This is a genomic window from Streptomyces sp. 13-12-16, assembly GCF_002114215.1.
In the GTDB taxonomy this organism is placed as follows: domain Bacteria; phylum Actinomycetota; class Actinomycetes; order Streptomycetales; family Streptomycetaceae; genus Streptomyces.
Window position 1 is genome coordinate 6,421 of record NZ_NCTE01000881.1, and the last position, 4,280, is coordinate 10,700.

The window sequence follows — 4,280 nt, forward strand, 5'->3', positions numbered from 1 at the left end:
GTGCGTCCAGTTCGGCTCGGCCCCGTTCTTCAGGTCCAGCGCGGTGGCGACCAGCAGGACGACCTCCAGCAGCGGCTCGCACAGCAGCAGCGCCAGACCGGTGCGGGGCATCCTCAGCAGGTAGCGGCAGGCCAGTCCGGCGGCCAGCAGCACCCAGAAGCCGATCTCACAGGCGGCGATCAAGGCGACGATCACGGTTCGCTCCCTTCGGTCACCCTTTCAGGCTCCCGTGCGGACCGGTCCGTTTCGTCGTCGCCACCGATGAACCCGCGGTACATCGAAGGATGCAGTCCAGGACCGTCCGCGGGGATCAGGCGCCGGGTGCGCGCACCGTGTTGGATGGTGCCATGGCCGTACGACCGCCCCGCCCCCACCGCTTCGACGTGTGGACCGCGCTCGCCGGACTCGCCGGCGGACTGCTGCTGTGGGGGCTCGGACTGGGCGTGCGCGGCGCCGACGATCCGATCGTGCTCTTCGACGGCCGCTGGCCGCTCCTCGTGCCGCTCGCCGTGATGGCCGGCTGCGAGCTGCTGCGCCGCACCGCTCCGCGCACCGCGCTGCTGACCGGCACGCTGGCGCTGGCCGCGGACACGATGACCCGGGGCAGCATCGCCACGATCGTGATGTACACCGACCTGATGTACGCCGCCGTCCTGTACGGGACGCCCGCCACGGCCCGCCGCCTGCCGTGGATCACCGGCATGCTCACGATCGCCGCGACGCTGGTGCCGTACGCCGTGTGGCGGGTGCCGGAGGCGCTGCTGATCGGCCTCGTCGTCGGCGGTGTGGCGTTCACGCCCGCGTCGACCGGCCTCATCGTGCGCAACCACCGCGACGCCGCCGAGGCGGCCCGGCTGCGGGCCGAACAGACCGCGCTGCTGGCGGAGATGGACCGCGTCCAGGCGGTGACCGCGGAGCGCGCCCGGATGGCACGGGAGTTGCACGACATGGTCGCCAACCACCTCTCCGCGATCGCCATCCACTCCACGGCCGCGCTCTCCCTGGGCGACGAGAAGACCTCCCGCGACGCGCTCGCCGTGATCCGGGAGAACAGCGTCCAGGGACTGTCCGAGATGCGACGGCTCATCGGCATCCTGCGCGACGGGGCCGACGACCGGGAACCGGCCGCGACCCCCACCCTCGACGGCCTCGGCGCCCTGGTGGAGGGCGCCCGCGCCAACGGCCTGGACGTCACCCTCGACGCCACCTACGACTCCGTTCCCGCACCGGTCGAGCTCGCCGCGTACAGGATCGTGCAGGAGTCGCTGACGAACGCGCTGAAGCACGCCGCGCCGGGGAAGGTCACCGTGCTGCTGCGCCGCCTCGACGGCGGCCTCGACATCCGGGTGGCCAGCCCGTACGGCGGCCGGGACACCCCGCGCGCGCCGGGGTCCGGGGCCGGGCTCGTCGGCATGCGGGAGCGGGCGGCCCTGCTGGACGGCACGTTCGAGGCGGCGCCGGAGAGCGGCCCGGACGGCAAGCTGTGGGTCGTACGCGCTTCCCTTCCCGTCACCGACATCGCCCAAGGAGAGACGGAATGATCCGGGTCCTGGTCGCCGAGGACCAGTCCGCCGTCCGTGCCGGACTGGTCCTCATCCTGCGCAGCGCGCCCGACATCGAGGTGGTCGGCGAGGCGGGCGACGGCGAGCAGGCGGTGGCCCTCGCCCGTGAACTCCGCCCCGACCTGGTGCTGATGGACATACAGATGCCGCGCCTGGACGGGGTGTCGGCGACCCGGCAGGTGGTCGGGGAGGGGCTCGCCGACGTGCTGGTGCTGACCACCTTCGACCTCGACGAGTACGTGTTCGGGGCGCTGCGGGCGGGGGCGGCCGGGTTCCTGCTGAAGAACACGGACGCGAAGGACCTCATCGCGTCGGTGCGCACGGTGGCGCGCGGGGAGGGCGTCGTCGCCCCGGCCGTCACCCGGCGGCTGATCGCGGAGTTCGCCGCGAAGCCCGCCCCCCGGGCCACCGCCGATCCGGCGGTGCTGGACGCCCTCACCCGGCGCGAGCGCGAGGTGCTGTCCTGTCTGGGCGAGGGGTTGTCCAACGCCGACATCGCGGTCCGCCTCGACATGGCGGAGGCGACGGTGAAGACGCACGTCAGCCGTCTGCTGGGCAAGCTGGAGCTGCGCAGCCGGGTGCAAGCGGCGGTGCTGGCGCAAGAGTTGGGGCTCTAGCGGAAGCACAGGGGGGCCGCGAGGACAAGTGGTCCAGACCTATTGACCTGTGGTCCAGACCTTTCTATTCTCGCGGCACTGCGGGCGTGATGGCTCAGTCACGCCCACGACGGCTTCTCCCCATAAGGAGGCGCAGCATGCGCTTCAGACACAGAGCCGCCGCAGGGTTCGCGACCCTGCTGCTCCCCCTCTCCGGCCTCGTCGCCCTCGCAAGTCCCGCCCAGGCGGCGACCTCGGCGACCGCCACCTACGCCAAGACCCAGGACTGGGGCTCCGGCTTCGAGGGCAAGTGGACGGTGAAGAACACCGGCACCACGAACCTCAGCTCCTGGACCATCGAGTGGGACTTCCCCTCCGGCACCAAGGTCACCTCCGCCTGGGACGCCACGGTCACCAACTCCGGTGACCACTGGACCGCCAAGAACCTCGGCTGGAACGGCACCCTCGCCCCCGGGGCGTCGGTCTCCTTCGGCTTCAACGGCAGCGGTTCCGGCTCTCCTTCCGGCTGCAAGCTCAACGGCGGCAGCTGTGACGGCGGCCCGGAGGTCCCCGGCGACGCGGCCCCCTCCGCCCCCGGCACCCCGACCGCCTCGGACATCACCGACACCTCGGTGAAGCTGTCCTGGTCGGCGGCGACCGACGACAAGGGCGTCAAGAACTACGACGTCCTGCGCGACGGCGCCAAGGTCGCCACCGTGACGGGCACCTCGTACACGAACACCGGCCTCACCAAGGGCACGGACTACTCGTACACCGTGCAGGCCCGTGACACCGCCGACCAGACCGGTCCGGTGAGCGGCGCGGTGAAGGTCCGCACCACCGGCGGCGACGACGGCGGCCAGCCCGACCCGGGCGAGAAGGTCAACCTCGGCTACTTCACCGAGTGGGGCGTCTACGGCCGCAACTACCACGTCAAGAACCTGGTGACCTCGGGCTCCGCGTCCAAGATCACCCACATCAACTACGCGTTCGGCAACGTCAAGAACGGTCAGTGCACCGTCGACGACACCTACGCCGCCTACGACAAGGCCTACACCGCCGACCAGTCGGTCAGCGGCCAGGCCGACACCTGGGACCAGCCGCTGCGCGGCAACTTCAACCAGCTGCGCCAGCTGAAGGCGAAGTACCCGCACATCAAGGTGCTGTACTCCTTCGGCGGCTGGACCTACTCCGGCGGCTTCGGCCAGGCGGCGGCCAACGCGGCCGCGTTCGCCAAGTCCTGCAAGCAGGTCGTGGAGGACCCGCGCTGGGCCGACGTCTTCGACGGCATCGACATCGACTGGGAGTACCCGAACGCCTGCGGTCTCACCTGTGACACCAGCGGCCCGGCGGCGTTCAAGAACCTCTCGCAGGCACTGCGCGCCGAGTTCGGCAAGGACTACCTGATCACTGCCGCCATCACCGCGGACGGCTCGGAGGGCGGCAAGATCGACGCTGCCGACTACGGCGGCGCCGCCCAGTACCTCGACTGGTACAACGTGATGACGTACGACTACTTCGGCGCCTGGGACAAGGCCGGCCCGACCAACCCCCACTCGCCGCTGACCTCGTTCGCCGGCATCCCGAAGGAGGGCTTCAACTCGGCCGCCGCGATCGCCAAGCTCAAGGCGAAGGGCGTCCCGGCGAGCAAGCTGCTGCTCGGCATCGGCTTCTACGGCCGCGGCTGGACCGGCGTCACCCAGTCCGCCCCCGGCGGCACCGCCACCGGCCCGGCGGCCGGCACCTACGAGGCGGGCATCGAGGACTACAAGATCCTCAAGAACACGTGTCCGGCCACCGGCACCTTCGCGGGCACGGCGTACGCCCACTGCGGCACCAACTGGTGGTCCTACGACACCCCGGCCACCATCAACACGAAGATGGCCTGGGCCAAGAACCAGGGCCTGGGCGGCGCCTTCTTCTGGGAGTTCAGCGGCGACACCGCCAACGGCGAGCTGGTCAGCGCCATCAACAACGGCCTGAAGTAACCCTCGAGCACCACTGACGCCACGTCCGCTCCCTCCCGGCAGCTCCGCTGCCGGGGGCGCCCCACCCGGCGGAGCCCCGAACGCCGCTCTACGCGACGTTCACCCTCTGCCCGGGCGGGGCCGCCTCGAGCCAG

At 71.1% G+C, this 4,280-nt stretch carries 3 protein-coding genes and 1 pseudogene; 3 read left to right on the forward strand and 1 reads right to left on the reverse strand.

Translation table 11 applies throughout. The annotated features are described in order from the left end of the window. A pseudogene (locus tag B7767_RS31170) lies at positions 1–195 on the reverse strand (hypothetical protein); the annotation flags it as partial. A 152-nt stretch (positions 196–347) separates the two neighbouring features. Between B7767_RS31170 and B7767_RS31175 the strand changes: the two are divergent. The 3 genes from B7767_RS31175 (at position 348) to B7767_RS31185 (ending at position 4,146) form a co-directional block, all read left to right on the forward strand. Continuing rightward, positions 348–1,541 (forward strand): sensor histidine kinase, encoded by a 1,194-nt coding sequence (locus B7767_RS31175; protein WP_085575066.1) that lies wholly within the window; start codon positions 348–350, stop codon positions 1,539–1,541. Continuing rightward, entirely contained in the window at positions 1,538–2,179 is a 642-nt protein-coding gene (locus B7767_RS31180; RefSeq protein ID WP_085575067.1) for a response regulator transcription factor, read from the forward strand. The genes B7767_RS31175 and B7767_RS31180 overlap by 4 nt, the downstream gene beginning before the upstream one ends. 137 nt (positions 2,180–2,316) lie before the next feature. Next, positions 2,317–4,146, forward strand: a complete 1,830-nt coding sequence (locus B7767_RS31185) for a glycosyl hydrolase family 18 protein (protein WP_085575068.1) — start codon at positions 2,317–2,319, stop codon at positions 4,144–4,146. Positions 4,147–4,280: the final 134 nt, after the last annotated feature.